The following is a 20498-nucleotide window of genomic DNA, read 5'->3' on the forward strand; positions in this document are numbered from 1 at the left end:
GGCGAATTCGGGGTAGTAGTTGTCCATCATGCGATCGACATAAGCGGTGAGGTTCGGAAAGCCCTCGGCGCGCTCGCGCAGGGCCGATTCGAAGAACGGCGAGAGGATGCCGGCGAGCATACCGAAGGCGGTGGCGTCGACGCCGCAGGGCTTGTTGCCCATCAGATAGGATTTGTCGCCGAGCTGCACCGAGAGCGCGAACAGCGAGCGCACAGCGAGCTCGACATCGTCATCGGGCCCATGGCGGCCGAGGCCCGAGAGCAGATAGTTCTCGGCGACGCGGAATTGCGCATCCTCGCGCAGTTTCTCGCGGTTGTGCTCCGGTGCGCCGTCGAAGAAATGCGCAGGCCCCTTGGCGAAATTGACCGGATCGACCCAGCGCGCCCCGACCAGCCCCCAGTAGATGTGGTGCTCGATCATCCGTTCGAACGCCCAGGCCTGCGCGCGGTCGGTCAGCGACAGCCCGGCATCGAAATCAAAGCCGTATCGGCGCTCGATATGGGCGCGGATGAAGGTGGAATCGGCCACCGCCTCGCCGCCATCGTCGATGAAGGGCAGCTGCCCCTTGGGCGAGGCGGGCGGCATTGCCCGCTCCTTCCGGTAAGGCAGTCCCGCCATCTTGAGCTGCACCTCCGTCTTGGTGACGAAGGGGCTGATTTCCGGCAGGCCGAAGCCGGTGCCAAATCCGTAGAGCGTGATCATGAAAGCTTCTCCTGAACCACCGAAAAGTTGACGGAACCTAGTGCCGGGCTGCTGCCACCATGGTGGCAGCAGCCGTGATATCTTCTGCGAAACGGGCCCCCCGCCAGGCACGGCCCATCACATGGCGGACCAGCGCGTCCGCAGCCTGGATCAGCGGGCGTGCCACCACGCTCGCAAGGGCAAACCGGAGGTCGACGGCCATGAGATCGAGCGAAACGAGGCGGCCGAACGCCGATGCGGACCACGCCTGTGCCCGCAACATCGGAATAGCCGGGCCGAAATGGGTCGGAATGATCATGGACAAATCCTCTTCAGTCGATGTGTTGTCCCGGTATAGAACCCCCCTGCTGCCAACATCCTGTCAGCAGCCGCGCGCCACTTTCTGAAAAGATCACCGACAAGGGACCAGCATGAGACGCGCCGACCGGCTGTTTCAAATCATCCAGGTGCTGAGGCGCACGCGTAAGCCGCTGACGGCGGACGCCATCGCGGCCGAGCTCGAGACCTCGAAGCGCACGATCTATCGCGACATCGCGACGCTGATCGGCCAGCGCGTGCCGATTCGCGGTGAAGCCGGCATGGGCTACATCCTGGAAAAGGGATTTGATCTCCCGCCTTTGATGCTGACGCCCGACGAGATCGAGGCGGCGGTGCTGGGCGCCCAATGGGTCGCCGGCCATGCCGATTCGGCACTCGCGCGCGCGGCCGAAGATCTGATGGCCAAGATCGCCGACACCGTGCCCGAGCGCCTGCGTCCTTTCGTGCTGGAGCCGGCGAGCCGGGCTCGGCCGAGCTGGAACAGGGAGCCGGACCGCCTGGACATGGTACGTACGCGCACCCAGATCCACGAAGGCAAGAAGATCATGCTGCGCTATCGCGACGAGCAGGGCCGCGCCAGCGAGCGCATGATCTGGCCGATCTCGGTCGGCTACCTCGAAGCCGTGCGCCTGCTGGCAGCCTGGTGCGAGCTACGCGGCGACTTCCGCAGCTTCCGCACCGACCGCGTGGTCGACGCCAACTATCTCGACGAGAGATATCCGGAGCGGCGCGACGTGCTGCGCGCGAGATGGCGGCAGAGCCTGGTCTGGGGCCCGCCCAAAGACACCTGACAAGGACATGTGAGGACGATGGAAGAGAACTCCCCCGTCGATCTGTCGAGCTTTTGCCAGAGTTGCGGCGCCTGCTGCGGCTATTCGGCGAACTGGCCGCGCTTCTCGATCGAGAGCGACGAAGAGCTTGCCGCGATTCCGGAAGCGCTGGTCAACGAAAGCCAATCCGGCATGCGTTGCGAGGGCGATCGCTGTTCGGCCTTGCAAGGGGATATCGGAAACTCGACCGCATGCGGCATCTATGCGATGCGGCCAGAGGTGTGCCGCACCTGCATGCCCGGCGACGCCGAATGCGCGATGGCGCGGCGGAAGTTCGGGCTTCCGGCTATCGAAGCAAGTTAGGCCGGAACGGCTTCGCCGATTTCGTCGTCGATTTCGTCGTCCAGCGGTGCGAGCACCGAGAGCGGCTTGGTCGACAGCGTGATCGGCTTGCGCCCGCCCGATAGCGACGGCGAGGATTTCGCCGTGCCTTCGCGCGACAGCGCATAGAGCGTCGAGCCGACGCGGCCGCCGTTTTCGATCAGGTCGCGCTCGTTGCAGCTCCCTGCGATCGCGACCGCCAGCGAGTGCAGATGGCTGCGGCGATAGCAGAACAGCGCCAGCCTGGCGCGCGCGTCAGGAGAAACACTCTCAACCAGCCTCGGCAGGCCACCCTCGCTGGCGCGATACATCTCGCCAAGGAGCTCGTCGCGAACCGGGCAGAAATCGCTCTCAAAAGTGTCGCGGCTTGAAAACATTGCAGTTCTCCCTCGTGTGCGGAAGATGCAGCGCAATTCTCTAATGAAAGGTTAACCACGCTGCCCGGTAGTCACCCGGGGTGCTTGCGCGTGGGCCGCGAATCGGAGGCGGCGGGGAGCTCTCCGCGGCCCTCCTTCGAGACGCCCGCCTTCGGCGGGGCTCCTCAGGATGAGGTCTGGAACTGCTGACAGACTATCCCCTCACGGTGAGGAGGCGCGTAGCGCCGTCTCGAACCATGCAGGCCCGACCGTCGCCCCGAGGCCACTCCCCTCAGTTCGCCGCCATGAAGATGGAGAGGCCGAAGCCGGTGAGATGGTGCAGGGCCTGGTCGACGCCGATCAGGGTCCAGAACCAGGGATGCGCAAGGTCGACGCCGAAATTCGCCGAGACCAGTCCCTTGGCGCGGTCGATCGTGATGTGGATCACGAAGTCGATAAAGGCCACGAACCAGAATTTCGGCGCGACGATCAGGATCAAGGGCAGCGCAACCGCAAGGTGAATCAGGCAATGCACCAGAAGCGGCAGGGCCCAGCCGTGCTTCTGGTCCTTGCCGTGCGCCATCCAGGCCGTCTGGAGAACGAAATCGGCGATGATGTGCTTGAAGGTGAGCAGCAACATCCAGCCAATGAGCGCTTCGACCGGAATCGCCGATGACATGGGTGGAAACGACAAAGCCGACGCCCTCATTGAGGTGACAAGAAAAATTGGAGCGTTCAGCGCAACTTCTTCTTGGACCGGTCAAACCGCCGGGACCTTCGATTTATGACATCTCCCGCGGCGGAATGCAGCCGGGGGGAACCGGAAAATCGCCAAGTGTGGCTAACCGGTGATAGGATGACCTTTCGCCGCGTCCGCGTCGAGTAAGGTTACCCTCGGCTCGAAATTTGCATTCCGGTCCCGGCGCGCTATCATTGCCGGTACAGAATATCATTCTTTTTTCAGACGTTTAGGAATTGCAGGGCGCCCGCCGCGATCACGTCCGCGAGCCGTCCGTCACCGGAGAATAAGGCCAGAGTGCTGCCATGAGTACTGAAGGCCCCACCGCATCCCCGATCGAGCCGCCGCCGCGGCGCCCCAAGGTGATCAAGACCAATCAGCAACAGGTCTTCCTCTACGTCGTGCTGACCCTGCTGCTGTCGCTCGCCACCGTCTGGGGCGGCCGTGCCATGCTGCACAATTCGGAGACGCTGACCTTTGCCGTCGGCGCTCCCAACAGCGACGAGGCGCTGTTCGCGGCAAAGCTCGCCGCCCTGCTGAAGAGCAACGCCTCGCGCTTCCGGATCAAGGTCGTCAACAACGCCGACAACGCCAAGGCGCTCGCGCAGTTCGACCGCAAGCAGGCCGATCTCGCCGTGCTGCGTACCGACGCCAAGGTGCCGCTGCGGGCGCGCACGCTCGCGATCCTCGAGCACGACCTCGTGCTTCTGCTCGGTCCCGGCAACAAGAAGATCAAGTCGATCGCCGAGCTGAAGAAAAAGAAGGTCGCCGTTCTCGCCGAGAACGAATCCTCCCTCGCCTTCGTCCGCGGCATCCTCGACATCCCCGACGGTCCGGACGCCGCCAAGATCCAGATGGCGCCGCAGGGCACGACGCTCGACAAGCTGTTTGCGCCGTCAAACGGCTTTGGCGCGGTGATCGCCATCGTTCATGCCTCCAGGGCGGTGCGCGACAAGGCCTATGAGCAGGTCGCCAAGCGCGGCGGCTTCACGCTCAACGCGATCGACGAGGCCAAGGCGCTGGCGCGCAAGCTCCCGGGCATTTCCAGCGAGACGCTGACGGCAGGCACGCTGTCGACCTCGCCGCAAATTCCCGACGACGACCTCGACACGGTCGGGCTCGAATGGCTGCTGGTCACGCAATCCAGGATGTCCCCATCCACGGCGGGCGAGCTGGCGCGCACCATCTACGAGAACAAATCCGCGCTCGGGCTCGACAACGGCTTTGCCAGCAGAATTGAGCCGGCCTCGACCGAGAAGGACGCCTTCGTGATGGCGCACCAGGGGGCGGCCGACTACATCAACGACGACACCAAATCGTTCATGGATAAGTACAGCGACCTGATGTATCTGGGCGCCGCCGCGCTCAGCGTCATCGGCTCGATCTTCGCGGCGATCTACGCCAAGATCACCCGCATCGCGCCGGAGAAGGCCAGCGAGCTCTCCACCGCCATCCTCGACATCGGCGAGCGGATCGAGCACGCCCACTCTCTGGACCAGCTCGAATGTCTCCAGGACGAGCTGGAGGGCATCTTGCGCGGCGCCGTCATCGGTCTCAGGGACGGCACGATCAGTACCGACGGGCTCGACACCTTCAAGCTCGGTTACGAATTCGTCCGCGACGAGATCGGCATGCGCCGCGACTATCTGAAACGCCATGCCGGCGAAACCGAGAAGACGGTTCAGGGCGGCGGCCCTGCCCAGCACGACGACAGCAATGTCGTGGTGGTGAAGACCGCCCAGAGCGCCTGACGGCCGCGCCGGTTGGCGCCGCCGCTGTGCCGAAGGCGTTGCGGCGCCGAGCCGGGACCCAGGAACCGCAGCTTGCGCCGCTGGATGAGCCCCGGCTCTGCAGCGCATCACTCCGTGCTGCGCTGCGCCCGGGGCACGAGAGAGAGATCGTGACGACCGCTCGTCTGGAACCCAGCCCATCTGCAACCGTTGGTTTCCGGTTGCAACCGGAGACCGCAGCATGCGTGCACTCCTCATCATGGTCCTTCTGGGAATGCTGGCGGCGGCCGGCTACTTCGCCTATTCCGCAATGGCGGTCGAAGGTGAGCCGATCCCGACGGAAGGCTATGTGGCGCTGGCACTGGGCGCGGGGTTTTCCGTCATTGTCGGCGTCGGGCTGATGGTGCTGCTGTTCTTCAGCAGCCGCCGTGGCTACGACGAGCCGCCGCATTTCAGGTAAGGCACCACGCCAGCGACGGCGGCACGGACCGGCAGGCGCAGCAGCGCCGTTCACCCAGCCTGCCCGTCGTTGACGGCCCCCGCCCGGGCGGGCACTTTGACACCGGCGTCCCCGCCGGGACCCGAAGACTTGTCTCAAGATCGAGCCGCCTTTCCGCATGTCCAAGCCGCTGATTTCCGCTCTGGCCCAGTTCGCGGCCGCCACGGCCGGCCGCAACATGACCAAGGCGGCCTATGTGGCTGTGACCGTCGGCGTGCTCAGCATGGTGTTGCTGTCGGACAAGCGCGCCCAGGAGGCGCACGGCTGGTTCAACGCCCTGCTCTGGACCTGCCTCGCCTATTTCATGTTCGAATGGCTGGTGCGGCTGCGCCACATGACGCAGCAGGGGCGGCTCTCGCTGTACATGTCCTCCTCCGCCGGACTGGTCGATGCGATCGGGGCGCTGGCGGTGCCGGTCGCGCTTCTCTTCGGCGCCGAGCCGAAGACGGCCTGGCTGCTCAGCGTGCTCTGGGTGCTGAAGGTGGTGCCTGGCATCCCCGGCCTGCGGCAGCTTCGCCGCGTGCTGGTGCTGGAATCGGGCCCGCTGGTCAGCGTGCTCGTGATCTTCCTGATGGTGGTCTTCCTCGCCTCCGTCGCCGAATATTTCCTGGAGCGGGACGTGCAGCCGCAGACTTTTGGCAGCGTGCCCGCCGCGCTGTGGTGGGCCGTCGTCACACTCACGACCACCGGCTACGGCGACGTCGTGCCGGTCACGCCGCTCGGCCGCATCGTGGCGGCCGCGGTGATGATCTCCGGCCTCGGCGTGTTCGGCCTCTGGACCGGTATTTTGGCGACCGGATTTGCCGCCGAGACGCGGCGCGACAATTTCCTCAAGACCTGGGAATCCGTCAGCAAGGTGCCATTCTTCGCAGCGCTCGGGCCCGCTGCGATTGCCGACGTCACCCACATGCTGCGGACCATGGAGCTGCCGGCGCGCACCATGATCATTCGCAAGGGCGCGCAGGGCGATTGCATGTATTTCATCGCCGCGGGCGAGGTCGAGGTCGAACTGCCCGGCAAGAAGGTCCAACTCGGCGAAGGCGCCTTCTTCGGCGAGATGGCGCTGCTCGGCAACAACAAGCGCGGCGCCAACGTCTCGACCACGAAAGTGTCGCGGCTTCTGGTGCTCGACCTCGTCGACTTCCGCGTGCTGATGGCGCGGCATCCCGATCTCGCCGAGACCATCGACGCCGAGGCGAAACGCCGCGCGCTCGAAAACAGATAAAAGGAGACAAGAATGTCGGACATCACCGACGCAGCCACCGGCCCCGTGCTCGAACGTGACGGCGCCCGCGCCACCATCCGCCTCAACCGGCCCAAGCATCTCAACCGGCTGCAGGCCGAGGACCTCGACGACCTCGTCAGACTGTTCGACCTGGTCGAGGCGGATCCCGAGATCCGTGTGCTGGTGCTGACCGGCACCGGACGCGCCTTCTCCGCCGGGTATGACCTCAACTCGGTCGCCGAGCGCGCCGTCAGCGCCAGCGAGCAGCAGAGCGCGGGCTCTGCATTTGAGGTGGTCGTCAACCGGCTGGAGGATCTGGGCGTGCCGACGATCTGCCGGCTCAACGGCGGCGTCTATGGCGGCTCGACCGACCTCGCGCTCGCCTGCGATTTCCGCATCGGCGTCGACACCGCCGAGATGTTCATGCCGGCGGCGCGGCTCGGGCTGCATTACTACAGGAGCGGCATCAAACGCTACGTCACCCGGCTCGGCGTCGACAATGCGAAGAAGCTGTTCCTGACGGCGCAGAAGATCAGCGCGCCGGAGATGCTGCGCATCGGTTATCTCACCGCGATGGTACCGGTGGAATTCCTCGACGAGGAGGTCGACAAGCTCGCCAACATCCTCGCCGGCAATGCCCCGCAGGCGATGCGCGGCATGAAGCGCGCGATCAACGAATTCGCCCGCGGCGAGCTCGATGACCACGCCGCCGACCAGCGCCACCGCGACAGCATGCGCGGCGACGAGATCAAGGAAGGCATCAAGGCGTTCGCGGAGAAGAGAGCGCCGAGGTTTTGAAATTTCTCTCGCTGTCGTCCCGGACAAGCGCGCCCTAAGCGCGCGCCGATCCGGGACCCATAACCACAGGGAGTGGTTACCGCGCCGGGCTGCTAACTCCGAGTCTTCGGAAAATATCTCCCTGTGGTTATGGGTCCCGGGTTCGCGCTACGCGCGCCCCGGGACGACAGCGGAGAATGAGGCGCCTGCTCAGCCCCCAACCGCCTTCGCATGCAGCGCCGCCATCTCGTCGTCCGCCGCATTGATGCGCTGGAATGCAGGCCGCGCGGTCATGCGTTCGGCATAGCGGACGAACACGTCCTTCTTCGGTACGATGCCGAACATCATGGTCCAGCTGAACGCCACGCCCCACAACACATCGGCGGCCGTCATCCGCTCGCCAAGCAAATAGGGCCCTTTCGACAGCTGCGCTTCCAACGCGCCGAGCATGGTGTCGTAGTCGGCATAGGGCGACTGCGTGATCGGCGCCGGCTCGCGCTGCATGAACTTGTCGATCAGCGCCGGCTCGAAGGATGAGCCGTAATAGGCGATCCAGCGCAGATAAGGACCGCGCAGCGGATCGTTCAGGGCGGGCGTCAGACCTGCCTGCGGGAAGAGATCGGCGAGATGGATGGTGATCGCGACCTGCTCGGTCACCAGGGCATCGCCGTGGCGGATCGCCGGGACCTTGCCGAGCGGATTGATGGCGAGATAAGCGGGCTGACGCTGCTCGCCGGCCTTCATGTTGAGGACATGCAGATCGTAGCGCGCGCCCAGCTCCTCCAGCAGCACCCGCGTGCCGGTGGCGCGGCTTTGCGGCGAGTAATACAGCGTGATGCGGTTCGGATCGGTCATGGCAGGTCTCCATCGGGCCAGCGGGCGGTGGGGCAGCTTGTAGCGGGCCATACCTGACATCCTGTGTCAGGTATGGTTTAAGCAATCCATGCGCGCGAGCCGAATGTTGTCGATCCTCACCACCCTCCAGGCCAGGGGGCAAGTCACCGCGCCCGAACTCGCGGAGGCCTGCGAGGTCTCGGTCCGCACGATCTATCGCGACATCGACGCGCTCGCCGCGTCCGGCGTTCCGGTTTACGCCGACCGTGGCGCGGAGGGCGGCTATCGGCTGCTCGACGGCTATCGCGTGCGGCTGAACGGCCTGTCGCAGAGCGAGGCCGAGACGCTGTTCCTGGCGGGCTTGCCGGGCCCGGCGGCGGCGCTCGGGCTTGATGCGGCAATGATCGCCGCGCAGAACAAGCTGATGGCGGCGCTGCCCGTCCATCTGCGCCAGGATGCCAGCCGGATGCAGGAACGCTTTCATCTGGATGCGCCGGGCTGGTTCGGCGAGGCCGAAGAGCCGAAGCATCTGCGCACGATTGCCGGCGCGGTGCTGCGCGGGACACTGATCAAGATCCGCTACCGGAGCTGGCGCGCGGAGAAGCAGCGTCGCCTCGCGCCGCTCGGCCTCGTGCTGAAGGGCGGGAGCTGGTATTTCGCCGGCCAGGTCGACGCCAGCGTGCGCACCTATCGCGTCGCGCGCGTGCTCGACTGCACGGCGCTCGACGAAGGCTTCGATCGTCCCGCCGATTTCGATCTCGCCGCCTATTGGCAGGCCGCGACGCTGCGTCTCGAGGCCGAGATGCATCCCAATGTCGCGATCGTCCGGTTGTCGCCGTTCGGCGTCAAGCTGCTCGACGCGCTGAGCCAGCCGTACATCAAGGCGCGCACGCAGCTCGAGGAGACCGCTGATGTGGACGGCTGGCGCATTGCGCGCGTGCCTGCTGGCAAGACGTCCTGGCACGCCGCGGCCGAATTGTTGCGGCTCGGCCCCGAGGCCGAGGTGCTGGAGCCCGCCGACCTCCGCGACAAGATGGCGGAACTGACGCAGGCGATGGCCGCGCGCTATCGCGCGGCGCGGAAAACATGAGGCCGGCATCTTTCGCCGCAGCCCACGAAACATTCCTGAAACACGATTCTCCTCCTCCCGGGTGAACGCATTCGCGTCTCGGCCCGACCGAGATGCAGGGACACAACAACGGCCTTAGCGCCACACTGGAGAATGAAGATGTTTCGTAAGCTTGCTCTCGGCCTGATCGCCGCCGGTTCGCTCGGCGTTGCCGCTCTCGCGCCCACCGCCGCCTCGGCTGGCGGTTTCCACCATCACCATTGGGGTCATGGCTGGGGTCCGGGCTGGGGCTTCGGCGGCGTCTACGTCAACACCGGCGTCAGCAACTGCTACCAGGAGCGCCTCGTTCGGACCCGCCATGGCATGCGCGTCCGCGTCGTGAATGTCTGCGCGTACGGAATCTACTGATATCTCGCCTTCCAAACAAAGCTCCGGTCGCGCTGCGGCCGGAGTTTTGCGTTTGGTTAACGGCTCCTCAGATTCCGGCGAAACCAGGCCCAGGTTTCGCGCGTCGTATGGATGTAGCCGCGGCCGCGATAAACGATCTCACCGTCGACGATCTCGTTCAGCTTCGGCAGCGCGTGAAACGGTATCGAGGGATAGGCGTGGTGCTCGACATGGTAGGGCATGTTCCACGCGAACCATTTGACCACCGCAGCGGTGTAGGTGGTGCGGGTGTTCTGAAAAGCACTGCGAGTGCGCTCGCAGCCGGTATGCTCGGCATAGAGATAGGGCCGCAGGAACAACTGCCCAATAACAAGCGGGACGAGCCAGACCCAGAGCAGCAGCGCTGACGAGAACCACAGCGAGAGCGCGAGCAGCAGGACATAGACCGCGACATAGATACGCGCCTCTCTCACGATGACGGCGCGCTTGTTTTCGGGGATCCAGGGCACGGTGACCTTTCCGGTGACCGCATGGCCGAGCATCAGCCGGAGACGGCCGGCGACCTGGAGCAGGCCGCTATAGGCGATCGCGAGCTGCGTGTCGGATGTCGGTTTCACCCCGACGATCAGCTCGGGATCCTTGTCCGGATCCTGGGTGTAGCGATGATGATCCCAGTGAAACAGGCAGTAATATTCGTAAGGCAATCCGATGAGGAAGGCCGAGAGATAACCGACGACGAGGTTGAGGCTGCGGCTTTTGAACGCGGTCTTGTGCGCGGTCTCGTGCACCGCCATGAACAGGAAGGCGACGACATAGCCCTGCACCGCCATCAGCGGCAGCGCCCAGAGCATGCCCCAGGTCGACGAAACCTTCCAGATCAGCGTGCCCACCAGCACGATCACGCCATAATGGCCGAGGCTCTGCGCTGCGCCTCTGACATCGGAGCGGGCCGACAATTCGCGCAGCATGGCGGGCGTTAGCGGCTTCAGGCGATGGCCGGACTCTGAAACGGCTGTGTCGGTCATGATCGGTTGCCTGCCTGCTTGCCAAGTAGGTCCGCGATTTCGGCCTTGATGAAGGCCTGGTCGCGCGGATTGCCAACGGGATTGCCGGCGCGATGGCCATGCAGCGACGGGATCGGATGCAGCACCGCGGATTTCGCGTTGACCAGTCGGCCGAGCTCGTCCTCGTTGTCGCGGACATCGAAATAACGGTCAGTCGCGCCCGGCATCAGCAGCACGTGCGCCTTGATCGCCGCCAGCGCCCGATCGAAATCGCCAGCGAAGCTCGCACAGCGGCTGATGTCGCCATTCTGCCAGATGCCGATCTGCGCCAGCAGATCATTGGCGTCGCGCCGGGCAAACGTCGCGTCCCAGACGCGGACGAGATAATCCTCCAATGAGGTGAAGCCCGCCTCGCGCCAGAGCTCGTCGCGATAGAAGCCGTGCGACATCGCCCAGCCGGCATAGACGCGCCCCATGGCGCGGTAGCCGGCGACGGGTTTCTCGGCGAAGCGGCCGTGGCCGAAGGCAGGATCGGCGGTCAGCGCGGCCTTCACGCTTTCCAGGAAGACATGGTTATAGGGTGCGCAGCGGGCGCTGCCGCAGACCACGGCTGCACGCTCGACCATGTCGGGGTGCAGCGCCGCCCAGTGATACGCCTGCATGCCGCCCATCGACCAGCCATAGACGAGGGCCAGCTTTGAAATGCCGAAACGCTCGGTGAGGAGCCGATGCTGGACCGTAATCGCATCGTGATAGGTCACCTCGGGAAACGGCGCCGCGGTATTCGACGGCGAGGACGACAGGCCGTTGCCGAACAGGTTCGGGATGACGATGAAGTAGCGCGTGGGATCGAGCACGCCGTCCGGGCCGATCAGCCACTCGGTGTCAAAATGCTGCGCGCTGAACGAGGTCGGATAGAGGATGACGTTGTCCTTTGCAGCGCTCAGCGTGCCGTAGGTCTTGTAGGCAAGCTTCAGCGAAGGGAAAACGCTCCCGGACTGGAGGACAACGTCGCCAGCCTCGAAGATCTCGTAGTGCGCCGTCATGAACCGAACTCCGCTTACGCGGCCGCAGAGCGCCGCAGCTTCCACGATGCATCGATCATGCCGGGCTCGCAGCTGCGTCATTGCAGCAGATTTTGTAACTGTACTTATAGTACAGTTATTCGAGACCGGCAAGATAAATCAGATCCGCTCGCCGGCTCAGGCGATGGCGGCGACGTAGCGCTCCACCGACGCCGCGAAGGCGGCCTTGGCGCCGCTGGCGATGTTGCGGCCCCACCAGGCGCCATAGATGCGATCGAAGGCGAGCGGCTCGACGGCGGCCGCAATCCGCCGCACCGCAGCTGCATTGAGCGGCATGTAGTTGGGATAGGAATACATGAAGCTGACGAAGCGGCGGTCCATCGTCACCTGGGCGATGTCGCCGGTGAGCAGCGCGCCGCTGCCCTCGGCACCGCGTTGCCAATGCAGCATGGTGGCGCCGGCGAAATGACCGCCGGTGCGTAGCAGCAGCACATCGTCTGAGATGCGGTGGCTCTCGCCGGTCCAGTGCACGATCGAGGGATGCGGCCGCGTGACGAAAGCGCGATCGTCGGCATGCAGATAGACCGGCACGCCGCCAAAGGTATCGCTCCAGTCTGCGACCGCGCCGTAGTAATGCGGATGCGAGATCGCGATCGCCTTCAGCCCGCCGAGCGCCGCCACGTACTGGATGGCTTCATCGGTCGCGAGCGGAATGCAATCCCACATCACGCAGCCGTCGCCCTGAGGCACCAGCAGCGCGCGCTGTCCGATCGCGAAGCTCGGCTCCAGACCGATCCCGGTGAGGCCGAGATCGTCGCGTCCCACCAGTCGATGGCCCCGCGCGAGCTCCTCGCGCGTGAGAAAGGTCTGCCCTTTCCAGTTCACGAACTGCCGTTCATCCTCGCAGATCACGCAGGAGGCGGGCGGATTTCCGACGTTTGGGAATTGCGCGCCGCAGGTTTCGCAGATCCAGAGAAGCATGACCAGAACTCCGTGGGAAGATCGCAGGATGACATTGCGACCGCGCTTTCGGCAAGATCGGAACCAACGCGCCCAGCGCTCGTTACGTTCAGGTCCACGCCGGAAGGATGGTCAAGAGGATCGCGACACACGAAGAGCATGTTTAGGTATCGATGACATCGCGGCCTCCCTCCTCGTCCCGTATCTGGCCTCTGTTCGCGCTCAACTTCTTCATGGCCGACATGCAGTCGGGCATTGGGCCGTTCGTCGGGGTCTTCCTCCAGGAGCGCGGCTGGGCGACCGGGTTGATCGGCACCGCGATGACGATCGGCAATGTCGCGGGCATGCTGGTCACGACCCCGATCGGCGGCTTCATCGATTCCAGCCGCAACAAACGGCTATGGGTCGTCATTCCCGGCATCTGCGTCGTTCTCGCCTCCGCCATCATCCTGATCTCGCAAAACTTCTGGGCGGTGACGTTCTCGCAAGTGGCGCAATCGCTGGCGAGCGCCGCCATCGTGCCGGCGGTAACAGGCATCACGCTCGGCATCGCCAAGCAGAAGGGGTTCAACGCGCTCAACGGCCGCAATCAGGCCTTCAACCACGCCGGCAACATGGTCGGCGCGGCATTGTCCGGCTATCTCGGCTACAGGTTCGGCTATGTCGCCGTGTTCGTGCTGGCGGCCGTGTTCGGCGCCATCGCGATCGCCTGCGTGATGATGATCCCCGCCAAAGCGATCGACGACCGTGCCGCACGCGGCAGCAAGGAAGACGACTCCAAGGCTCCGCCGGATGCGATGACGATGCTGCTCAAGCACAAGGCTCTGCTCGTGCTGGCACTCGCGCTCGCGGTCTTCCACCTCGGCAATGCCGCCATTGTACCGCTCTACGGGCTTGCGGCCGTGGCCGAGGGACAGGCCAACGGCCCGAGCTTCGTCGCGACCACCGTGGTGATCGCGCAAGGCGTCATGATCGTAACCTCGCTGATCGCGATGAAGGCCGCGAGCAAGCGCAACTATTGGCCGGTGATCCTGGTGTCCTTCATGTTCCTGCCCGTCCGCGGCGTGCTGGCCTTCTTCGTGACGGGATGGTGGGGCGTCATACCGATGCAGGTGCTCGACGGTATCGGCACCGGCCTGCAGACGGTCGCCGTTCCCGGTATGGTGGCGCGCGCGCTGAACGGCAGCGGCCGCATCAATCTCGGCCAGGGCGCCGTGATCACGGTGCAGGGCATCGGCGCCAGCCTCAGTCCCGCGCTCGGCGGCTGGATCGCGCAATGGATCGGCTACGGGCCGACCTTCCTGCTGCTCGGCGGCTTCGGCCTCGCCTCAATGGTGCTGTGGCTGGCATTCGGGGCGGCAGTGAAGAAATTCTGAGGCTCCCCGCCACTCGAACGCCACGGCGCAAAGTGCTTTTGCAGTCCACGCACATGGGGACTGCGGCACCTGGTCGCGGTCTCTGGGCGCCGTTGCGAGTGGCTTATCACGCAATCCGCCGCTTTTGCCGTTGCGGCGCACCGGCCTGACGATACAACCTGCCGTAAACCGTCAACACCTGCGCTTCCGATCGATGATCCAGCCACAACTCTCATTCGATGGCGACCCGAATGGCCCGGCCTATGAAAGATGGCGCGAGCAGTTTTGCCGTCAGGTGGCCAACGTCGATTTCGTGCCGGTCGGAGAAGGGCGCGTTCACCGAACCATTGCGCCGGCGATTCTTCCCCGCATCAGGCTCTCGGCCTCGTTCGGCTCGCCGATGTCTTTCGTGTCGTTGGGGACCAACGACGAATTGGTGATTACGATGTCGCCCAATTCGGCGCTCAGCGGGGCCATGGGAAAACGCCCGCTGGAGATCGCCGCGGGCGACGTTACGATCGGCGATCCCTCGATCAAGGGCGCGCACATCACTCAGACAGGGTTTGGCAATTTCCAGACTGCGCTGTTGCCGCGCAAGGCGCTGCTGCGCGCGTGCCCGAATGCAGAGGATTTGATTGCACGCTCAATCCCCGGCGCCAATCCGATCACATCGGTGTTCCTGCGCTATTATGATCTCGCGCATGAGTATGCCGACAAGCTCGGCCCCGCAGAGCTGGACGCGGTCTCGCAGCACCTGTTCGACCTTTCGGTGCTGATGATCGGAGCGCGCGGCGATGTCGCCGAGCAGGCTCGAATGCGAGGCCTGGCGGCAGCGCGTCTCGAAACCCTCAAGTCCGACATCCTGGCGCAGCTTGACAGCCCCGCGCTGTCGCTCACCGTCCTTTCAGCCGCGCACCGGATCAGCCCGCGCACGATCCAGCTATTGTTCGAACAGGCCGGCATCACCTATAGCGGCTTCGTGCTGGAGCAGCGCCTGCTGCGTGCCGAACGCCTGCTGCGAAATCCCGCCATGCGCATGCGCAAGATCATCGAAATCGCGCATCTCGCGGGCTTTCACGACGTATCCTACTTCCATCGCGCATTCCGCCGCCGCTTCGGACAGACGCCCGACGACGTCAGGAAGCTGGCCGGCGACGCCGGCTAGCGAACTCGATCACGACGCAGGCAAAGGCCGCCCGGCCTTACGCGCCAAAATTCTTCTGGATCGCCTTGTCGAGCGTCTCGCCGCCGACGAAGCGCTGGCGCAGTTCGCGCTTGAGCAGCTTGCCGCTCGGATTCTTCGGCAAGGCATCCACGAAGATGACGCGCTTGGGCACCTTGAAATGCGCCATCTGGCCGGCGCAGTGCTTGATGACGGCGTCCTCGTCCAGCTTTTCGCCGCTCTTGACCACGACGATGGCGGTGACCGCCTCGATCCAGCGCGGATCGGGCAGGCCGACGACGGCGACCTCGGAAACCGCCGGGATACGATATACCATCTCCTCGACCTCGCGGCTGGCAACGTTCTCCCCGCCGGTCTTGATCATGTCCTTGACGCGATCGACCACGGTGATGTGGCCCTCTTCGTCGACGGTGGCGAGATCGCCGGAGTGAAACCAGCCGCCGGTGAATGCTGCCGCAGTCTTCACGGGATCGTTGTAATAGCCGGACAATAGATGCGGCGAGCGGTGCACGATCTCGCCGACCTCGCCGACTTCAACGTCTTCCATTGACGTGTTGACGACGCGCGTCTCGACATTGAGCACCGGCTTGCCTGCCGAGCCTGCCTTGCGCAGCTGGTCCTCCGGCCCCAGCACGGTCGCGAGCGGCGCGATCTCGGTCTGGCCGTAGAAGTTCCAGAATTTTACGGCGGGCAAGCGGCGCTGCAGCTCGAGCAGAACTTCCACCGGCATGATCGAGGCGCCGTAATAGCCCTTCTGCAGGGACGACAGGTCGGACTTGTCGAAATTCGGCGAGCGCAGCATCGCGATCCAGATCGTCGGCGGCGCGAAGAACGAAGTGATCTTGTGGGCCTGGATCAGCGCCAGGATGTTGTCGGCGGTCGGCTTGCCCGTGATCACCCCGGAGGCGCCGAGATACACTTGCGGCCCCAGAAAGACGTCGAGCTGGGCGCAGTGATAGAGCGGCAGCGCGTGCAGGAACTTGTCGTCCACGCTCATGCCGCCATCGATGATGCAGCTGACATACTGCCACATCACCGCTTCATGGGTCAGCATCGCACCCTTGGGCAGCGATTCGGTGCCTGAGGTGTAGACGATCTGCGCGAGATCGCGGCTGTCGACCGAGGCTTCCAGGAACGAGCCGTCGGAATGAAGTAGATCGTCGAAGGTGGTGAGGCCCGCCGGCGCCGACGCGGGATCCTCGCCCGGCAGCCAGATCATCTTCTCGACGGCGCAATCCCTGGCGCTGGCCGCGCGCGCGGGCTCGACGAAGTCCGGTCCCGCCGCGAGCAACTTTGCGCCGGAGCTTTTCAGGATGAAACTGATCTCGTCCGGATTGAGCATGAAGTTGATCGGCACCAGCACCGCGCCGATCCGCGCCACCGCGAAGCGCAGCGCGGCGAAGGCGTGCGAATTGCGCGACAGCACCGCGAGGCGATCGCCCTTCCTCACGCCGAGCCCGAGCAGACCGCGGCCGAGCCGGTTGCAGATCGCATCCATCTCGGCAAAGGTCCAGCTCACATCACCGCAGCTCACCGCAAGCTTGTTCGGCTCACGGCCCGCCGAGCGGCGCAGGAGATCGCCGATGGAATGTTCGCGCGCTTTCGAGATGGTAACTGCGGTGTCGCCGGTCATGTGTCCCTCCGTGTGATGTCTTGATTTGTTGAATTTCTTAACTGAAAATCTTGCGTCTTGTTTCGCGCTACCGGCGCCGGGCCGCCTGCGCGTGCTCCATGTACATGTGTTCGACCGAGCGATCGAGCGAAGCAATCTTCTCGAAGCCGCGGCGCCAGTCCTGCAAATGCCGGCGAGTCCAGAGCACGCCGGCCTCGCGGTCGCGGTCGCGGATCGCGTCAATGAGATGGCGGTGCGCCGCGACGAGACGCGGGCCGCCTTCGGCGACACCGGTCACGATCATCTCGGTGGTCGGATAGAACAATTGCGCCGCGGGCTCGCGCGCGAGCTGGAGCACGCGGTTTTGCGAGGCTTTTGCGACCAGCACGTGGAATTCGGCATCGCATTCGGCCAGCCGCGCGGGATCGCCGACCACGGCCTCGCTGCGCGCGAGATTGCCGGCGAGCTCGGCGAGATTCTCCTCGCTCGCACGCTCCACCGCGCCCTCGATGCTGGCCACCTCCAGCGTCATCGAGGCCTCATAGAGCTCGCGGAACGTTACCTCGTGCAGGACCAGCGCGCGGCTGAGACGGCTTGCGAGTTTGCTGTAGCGCGGCAGGCAGGCGTGCAGGCGGCGCGAGGAATCGCGCCGGATCAGCCCGCCCTCCTCCAGCACACGGATGCCCTCGCGGATGGTCGAGCGATTGACGCCGAACTGGCGGACCAGATCGTGCTCGGTGCCGATGGGATCGCCGGGCTTGATGCGGCCATTGACGATCTCGCGCTCGATGGCGTCGGCCACCTTCTGATAGGCCGGCGCGACATCAATCGGTCGGAACAGCGGCGCGACAGGCAAATCGGCCTCCAATGGTGATTGTCGGACAATGTATAAGCGTCGCTGCGGGATGCGTCAAACTGCGCCATTCCTGCGACAGAGGCAACAAATTGACTCTGCCGGAACCGAGTTCTAACTTTGTCGGACAAAGGGACAGAATAGTCCCGCTCAAGAGGAAACGTATCCATGAGATCTATCGCAGCACTCGTGTCTGCGGCCGGCTTGCTGTCGGCTGCCCTGATCACCCCCGCCTCGGCCCAGCAGGCGCCGCTCAAGATCGGCGTGCTCTCCGACTTCTCCTCCGTCTATTCCGACATTGGCGGCATGGGGAATGTCGAGGCGACCAAAATGGCGATCGAGGATTTCGGCGGGCAGATGTTCGGCAAGCCGATCGACATGGTCTCGGCCGACGTGCTCAACAAGCCCGACGTCGCCTCGACCATCGCCCGCAAATGGTGGGAGACCGAGGGCGTCGACATGATCATCGACCTGCCGACGTCGGCGACCGCGCTTGCGGTGATGGAGCTGTCGAAGCAGTACGAGAAGATCATGATCGTGACGGATGCGGCCAGCTCCGACATCACGGGAAAATCCTGCTCGCCCTACACCGCGCACTGGACCTACGACACCTATGCCAACGCGCACACCGTCGGCAGCGCCATCGTCAAGAACGGTGGCGACACCTGGTTCTTCCTCACCGCCGATTACGTGTTCGGCCATTCGGTCGAGCGCGACACCGGCGATGTCGTGAAGGCCGCGGGCGGCAAGGTGCTCGGCAGCGTCAAGCATCCGCTCAATACGGCCGACTTCTCCTCGTTCCTGCTTCAGGCCCAGGCCTCCAAGGCCAAGATCATCGGCCTCGCCAACGGCGGCGGCGACACCATCAACGCGATCAAGCAGGCTGGCGAGTTCGGCATCGTCGCCGGCGGCCAAAACCTGGCCGCGATCGTGATGTTCATCTCCGACGTGCACAGCCTCGGCTTGAAGCTCGCGCAAGGCCTGATCATCACGGAGGCCTATTACTGGGATCTCAACGACAAGACCCGCGCCTTCGGCAAGCGCTTCCTCGAGCGAGTCAAGCGCATGCCGACGATGAACCAGGCCGCCACCTACAGCGCGACGCTGCATTACCTCAAGGCCGTGCAGGCCGCCGGCACCAGGGACACCAAGACGGTGATGGCGAAGATGCGCGAGCTGCCGGTGCGCGACGCCTTCACCGACAACGGCGTGCTGCGCGAGGACGGCCGCATGGTGCACAGCATGTACCTGTTCCAGGTGAAGAAGCCCGAGGAATCCAAAGGGCCGTGGGATTACTACAAGCTGCTCGCCGAGGTGCCCGCCGACCAGGCGTTTCGGCCGCTGAAGGATGGCGGCTGCCCGCTGGTGAAATAGGGCGGCCCGGATCGAGCCGATAGCAATCCGTTCAGCAATCCTCGCTCGTCCGCTTGCAATCACGGCGGACGAGCGAGGACGCGGAGCCCAAAATAGAGGCAGATACGCCTCGCGCCTCCGTCTGATCTGCATCAAGTTGCGATGCAAAATTCGCTGCAATGTTGAGCCTGCCTTTCCGCACCATCAGCGGCCGGGCGTACGTGTCTCAACAGTGGGCGCCACCTCACGGCGTTTTGATCAAATGAACTTCACTCCGGGTCGCGTCATCGCCGCGATCGCCGTCCTCGTTGCTGGCGGCGGCTATTACTATTGGCAGCACCGCGATACCAACACGCTGCCTGCAGGCTTCGCCCGCGGCAACGGCCGCATCGAGGCAGTCGAGATCGACATCGCGACCAAGACCCCCGGCCGGATTCGCGAGATCCTGGTCAACGAGGGCGACTTCGTGCGCGCGGGCCAGATTCTGGCGCGCATGGACACCGAGCAATTGCAGGCCCAGCGCCGCCAGGCCGAAGCACAGCTGCAGCGCGCGTCCATCAACGTCGAGACCGCCAAGAGCCTGGTGAACCAGCGCGAAGCCGAACGCAAGGCCGCCGAGGCCGTGGTCGACCAGCGCATCGCGCAGCTCGACACCACCAGCCGCAAGCTCGATCGTTCCGAACAATTGATCAGAACCAGTGCGGTATCGCAGCAGGTGCTGGACGACGACCGCTCTGCCAACGCCACGGCCAAGGCGGCGCTTGCCGCGTCCCACGCTCAGGTCGCGGCATCCGAGGCCGCGATCAGCTCCTCCCGCGCCATGGTGATCGACGCGGGCGCTTCGGTCGACGCCGCGAAGGCCGCGATCGAAAGCATCAATGCCGACCTCAATGACAGCGTGCTGAAGGCGCCGCGCGACGGCCGCGTGCAGTATCGCGTGTCGCAGCCCGGCGAGGTGCTCGCCGCCGGCGGCCGCGTCCTCAACATGGTCGATCTCGGCGACGTCTACATGACGTTCTTCCTGCCGACGGCCGAGGCTGGCCGCGTCGCGATGGGCGCCGAGGTTCGCCTCGTGCTCGACGCCATCCCGCAATATGTGATCCCCGCCAAGGCCACCTTCGTCGCCGACGTCGCGCAATTCACGCCCAAGACCGTCGAGACCGAGGAGGAGCGTCAGAAGCTGATGTTCCGCATCAAGGCACATATCGCGCCCGAGCTGCTGCGCCAGCACATCGAGCATGTGAAGACCGGCCTGCCCGGCATGGCCTATGTGCAGCTCGATCCGGCCGCACAATGGCCCGACAATCTCAAGATCAAGCTGACGAGATGAGCGCGACTGCCACAGCCGATGCATCGGCTGGCGCCC

At 64.7% G+C, this 20498-nt stretch carries 22 protein-coding genes; 12 read left to right on the forward strand and 10 right to left on the reverse strand.

Features of this window, described 5'->3' with window-relative positions:
* Both IC66_RS0129670 and IC66_RS0129675 read right to left on the reverse strand, forming a co-directional pair.
* The coding region (locus tag IC66_RS0129670; RefSeq protein WP_038950094.1) for a glutathione S-transferase family protein at positions 1–702 on the reverse strand (702 nt) is incomplete at its 3' end.
* 37 nt (positions 703–739) lie between these two features.
* Positions 740–1000 carry a hypothetical protein gene (locus tag IC66_RS0129675; RefSeq protein WP_018321420.1) on the reverse strand — a complete coding sequence of 87 codons (261 nt, stop codon included), beginning with the start codon at positions 998–1000 and terminating at the stop codon, positions 740–742.
* Positions 1001–1112: 112 nt separating this feature from the next.
* On the opposite strand from IC66_RS0129675, the gene IC66_RS0129680 reads away from it, so the two are divergent.
* A complete protein-coding gene (locus IC66_RS0129680) occupies positions 1113–1811 on the forward strand; it encodes a helix-turn-helix transcriptional regulator (protein WP_026202551.1) in 699 nt (232 codons plus the stop codon).
* 18 nt (positions 1812–1829) lie between these two features.
* On the forward strand, positions 1830–2153 hold the full coding sequence (locus IC66_RS0129685; protein ID WP_038950095.1) for a YkgJ family cysteine cluster protein: 324 nt from the start codon (positions 1830–1832) through the stop codon (positions 2151–2153).
* Here the strand turns inward: IC66_RS0129685 and IC66_RS0129690 are convergent.
* Both IC66_RS0129690 and IC66_RS0129695 read right to left on the reverse strand, forming a co-directional pair.
* Positions 2150–2548: a hypothetical protein gene (locus tag IC66_RS0129690; RefSeq protein ID WP_028142155.1), complete on the reverse strand. Its 399-nt coding sequence runs from the start codon at positions 2546–2548 to the stop codon at positions 2150–2152. The two genes, IC66_RS0129685 and IC66_RS0129690, sit on opposite strands and share 4 nt — an antisense overlap.
* A gap of 271 nt (positions 2549–2819) precedes the next feature.
* On the reverse strand, positions 2820–3167 hold the full coding sequence (locus IC66_RS0129695) for a DUF3307 domain-containing protein (RefSeq protein ID WP_049801962.1): 348 nt from the start codon (positions 3165–3167) through the stop codon (positions 2820–2822).
* Positions 3168–3571: 404 nt separating this feature from the next.
* On the opposite strand from IC66_RS0129695, the gene IC66_RS0129700 reads away from it, so the two are divergent.
* From IC66_RS0129700 to IC66_RS0129715, 4 genes are all read left to right on the forward strand, one after another.
* Positions 3572–5017, forward strand: coding sequence for a TAXI family TRAP transporter solute-binding subunit (locus IC66_RS0129700; protein WP_038950098.1), 1446 nt, complete (start codon positions 3572–3574; stop codon positions 5015–5017).
* A 220-nt stretch (positions 5018–5237) separates the two neighbouring features.
* The gene (locus IC66_RS0129705) at positions 5238–5456 is read left to right on the forward strand and encodes a hypothetical protein (RefSeq protein ID WP_028142158.1); all 219 of its coding nucleotides are present in this window, start codon (positions 5238–5240) and stop codon (positions 5454–5456) included.
* A gap of 157 nt (positions 5457–5613) precedes the next feature.
* Positions 5614–6720 (forward strand): cyclic nucleotide-gated ion channel, encoded by a 1107-nt coding sequence (locus IC66_RS0129710; protein WP_038950099.1) that lies wholly within the window; start codon positions 5614–5616, stop codon positions 6718–6720.
* Positions 6721–6732: 12 nt separating this feature from the next.
* Complete coding sequence (locus tag IC66_RS0129715; protein ID WP_038950100.1) at positions 6733–7518, forward strand: enoyl-CoA hydratase/isomerase family protein; 786 nt, start codon at positions 6733–6735, stop codon at positions 7516–7518.
* Positions 7519–7707: 189 nt separating this feature from the next.
* On the opposite strand, the gene IC66_RS0129720 is transcribed toward IC66_RS0129715, so the two are convergent.
* Complete coding sequence (locus IC66_RS0129720; RefSeq protein WP_038950101.1) at positions 7708–8352, reverse strand: glutathione S-transferase family protein; 645 nt, start codon at positions 8350–8352, stop codon at positions 7708–7710.
* Positions 8353–8440: 88 nt separating this feature from the next.
* On the opposite strand from IC66_RS0129720, the gene IC66_RS0129725 reads away from it, so the two are divergent.
* Both IC66_RS0129725 and IC66_RS0129730 read left to right on the forward strand, forming a co-directional pair.
* Positions 8441–9421 (forward strand): helix-turn-helix transcriptional regulator, encoded by a 981-nt coding sequence (locus IC66_RS0129725; RefSeq protein ID WP_028142162.1) that lies wholly within the window; start codon positions 8441–8443, stop codon positions 9419–9421.
* Positions 9422–9559: 138 nt separating this feature from the next.
* Positions 9560–9808 (forward strand): hypothetical protein, encoded by a 249-nt coding sequence (locus IC66_RS0129730; protein ID WP_028142163.1) that lies wholly within the window; start codon positions 9560–9562, stop codon positions 9806–9808.
* Between the two features lie 56 nt (positions 9809–9864).
* Here IC66_RS0129730 and IC66_RS0129735 read toward each other — a convergent pair whose 3' ends face one another.
* From IC66_RS0129735 to IC66_RS0129745, 3 genes are all read right to left on the reverse strand, one after another.
* Positions 9865–10812, reverse strand: a complete 948-nt coding sequence (locus tag IC66_RS0129735; protein ID WP_038950102.1) for a fatty acid desaturase — start codon at positions 10810–10812, stop codon at positions 9865–9867.
* Positions 10809–11837, reverse strand: coding sequence for an alpha/beta fold hydrolase (locus IC66_RS0129740; protein ID WP_038950103.1), 1029 nt, complete (start codon positions 11835–11837; stop codon positions 10809–10811). Before IC66_RS0129740 ends, IC66_RS0129735 begins: the two co-directional genes overlap by 4 nt.
* Before the next feature lie 156 nt (positions 11838–11993).
* Positions 11994–12797 (reverse strand): MBL fold metallo-hydrolase, encoded by an 804-nt coding sequence (locus IC66_RS0129745; protein ID WP_038950104.1) that lies wholly within the window; start codon positions 12795–12797, stop codon positions 11994–11996.
* 152 nt (positions 12798–12949) lie between these two features.
* Here IC66_RS0129745 and IC66_RS0129750 point away from each other — a divergent pair, with 152 nt between their 5' ends.
* Positions 12950–14152: an MFS transporter gene (locus tag IC66_RS0129750; protein ID WP_038950105.1), complete on the forward strand. Its 1203-nt coding sequence runs from the start codon at positions 12950–12952 to the stop codon at positions 14150–14152.
* Between the two features lie 130 nt (positions 14153–14282).
* Positions 14283–15296 (forward strand): AraC family transcriptional regulator, encoded by a 1014-nt coding sequence (locus tag IC66_RS0129755; protein ID WP_244429187.1) that lies wholly within the window; start codon positions 14283–14285, stop codon positions 15294–15296.
* A gap of 37 nt (positions 15297–15333) precedes the next feature.
* Here the strand turns inward: IC66_RS0129755 and IC66_RS0129760 are convergent, their stop codons facing one another.
* Positions 15334–16947 (reverse strand): acyl-CoA synthetase, encoded by a 1614-nt coding sequence (locus tag IC66_RS0129760; protein WP_038950107.1) that lies wholly within the window; start codon positions 16945–16947, stop codon positions 15334–15336.
* Positions 16948–17014: 67 nt separating this feature from the next.
* A complete protein-coding gene (locus IC66_RS0129765) occupies positions 17015–17782 on the reverse strand; it encodes a FadR/GntR family transcriptional regulator (protein ID WP_049801960.1) in 768 nt (255 codons plus the stop codon).
* Positions 17783–17947: 165 nt separating this feature from the next.
* On the opposite strand from IC66_RS0129765, the gene IC66_RS0129770 reads away from it, so the two are divergent.
* Complete coding sequence (locus IC66_RS0129770; RefSeq protein ID WP_028142171.1) at positions 17948–19153, forward strand: ABC transporter substrate-binding protein; 1206 nt, start codon at positions 17948–17950, stop codon at positions 19151–19153.
* Positions 19154–19394: 241 nt separating this feature from the next.
* Entirely contained in the window at positions 19395–20462 is a 1068-nt protein-coding gene (locus IC66_RS0129775) for an HlyD family secretion protein (RefSeq protein WP_038950108.1), read from the forward strand.
* Positions 20463–20498 lie beyond the last annotated feature (36 nt).

This window comes from Bradyrhizobium genomosp. III (assembly GCF_000261705.1).
Lineage (GTDB): Bacteria > Pseudomonadota > Alphaproteobacteria > Rhizobiales > Xanthobacteraceae > Bradyrhizobium > Bradyrhizobium ottawaense.

Excerpts from the sequence above, each read along its gene's own strand:
- IC66_RS0129675 (WP_018321420.1), bottom strand. The coding sequence starts at position 1,000 with ATGATCATTCCGACCCATTTCGGCCCGGCTATTCCGATGTTGCGGGCA.
- IC66_RS0129680 (WP_026202551.1), top strand. The coding sequence starts at position 1,113 with ATGAGACGCGCCGACCGGCTGTTTCAAATCATCCAGGTGCTGAGGCGC.
- IC66_RS0129685 (WP_038950095.1), top strand. The coding sequence starts at position 1,830 with ATGGAAGAGAACTCCCCCGTCGATCTGTCGAGCTTTTGCCAGAGTTGC.
- IC66_RS0129690 (WP_028142155.1), bottom strand. The coding sequence starts at position 2,548 with ATGTTTTCAAGCCGCGACACTTTTGAGAGCGATTTCTGCCCGGTTCGC.
- IC66_RS0129695 (WP_049801962.1), bottom strand. The coding sequence starts at position 3,167 with ATGTTGCTGCTCACCTTCAAGCACATCATCGCCGATTTCGTTCTCCAG.
- IC66_RS0129700 (WP_038950098.1), top strand. The coding sequence starts at position 3,572 with ATGAGTACTGAAGGCCCCACCGCATCCCCGATCGAGCCGCCGCCGCGG.
- IC66_RS0129705 (WP_028142158.1), top strand. The coding sequence starts at position 5,238 with ATGCGTGCACTCCTCATCATGGTCCTTCTGGGAATGCTGGCGGCGGCC.
- IC66_RS0129710 (WP_038950099.1), top strand. The coding sequence starts at position 5,614 with ATGTCCAAGCCGCTGATTTCCGCTCTGGCCCAGTTCGCGGCCGCCACG.
- IC66_RS0129715 (WP_038950100.1), top strand. The coding sequence starts at position 6,733 with ATGTCGGACATCACCGACGCAGCCACCGGCCCCGTGCTCGAACGTGAC.
- IC66_RS0129720 (WP_038950101.1), bottom strand. The coding sequence starts at position 8,352 with ATGACCGATCCGAACCGCATCACGCTGTATTACTCGCCGCAAAGCCGC.
- IC66_RS0129725 (WP_028142162.1), top strand. The coding sequence starts at position 8,441 with ATGCGCGCGAGCCGAATGTTGTCGATCCTCACCACCCTCCAGGCCAGG.
- IC66_RS0129730 (WP_028142163.1), top strand. The coding sequence starts at position 9,560 with ATGTTTCGTAAGCTTGCTCTCGGCCTGATCGCCGCCGGTTCGCTCGGC.
- IC66_RS0129735 (WP_038950102.1), bottom strand. The coding sequence starts at position 10,812 with ATGACCGACACAGCCGTTTCAGAGTCCGGCCATCGCCTGAAGCCGCTA.
- IC66_RS0129740 (WP_038950103.1), bottom strand. The coding sequence starts at position 11,837 with ATGACGGCGCACTACGAGATCTTCGAGGCTGGCGACGTTGTCCTCCAG.
- IC66_RS0129745 (WP_038950104.1), bottom strand. The coding sequence starts at position 12,797 with ATGCTTCTCTGGATCTGCGAAACCTGCGGCGCGCAATTCCCAAACGTC.
- IC66_RS0129750 (WP_038950105.1), top strand. The coding sequence starts at position 12,950 with ATGACATCGCGGCCTCCCTCCTCGTCCCGTATCTGGCCTCTGTTCGCG.
- IC66_RS0129760 (WP_038950107.1), bottom strand. The coding sequence starts at position 16,947 with ATGACCGGCGACACCGCAGTTACCATCTCGAAAGCGCGCGAACATTCC.
- IC66_RS0129770 (WP_028142171.1), top strand. The coding sequence starts at position 17,948 with ATGAGATCTATCGCAGCACTCGTGTCTGCGGCCGGCTTGCTGTCGGCT.
- IC66_RS0129775 (WP_038950108.1), top strand. The coding sequence starts at position 19,395 with ATGAACTTCACTCCGGGTCGCGTCATCGCCGCGATCGCCGTCCTCGTT.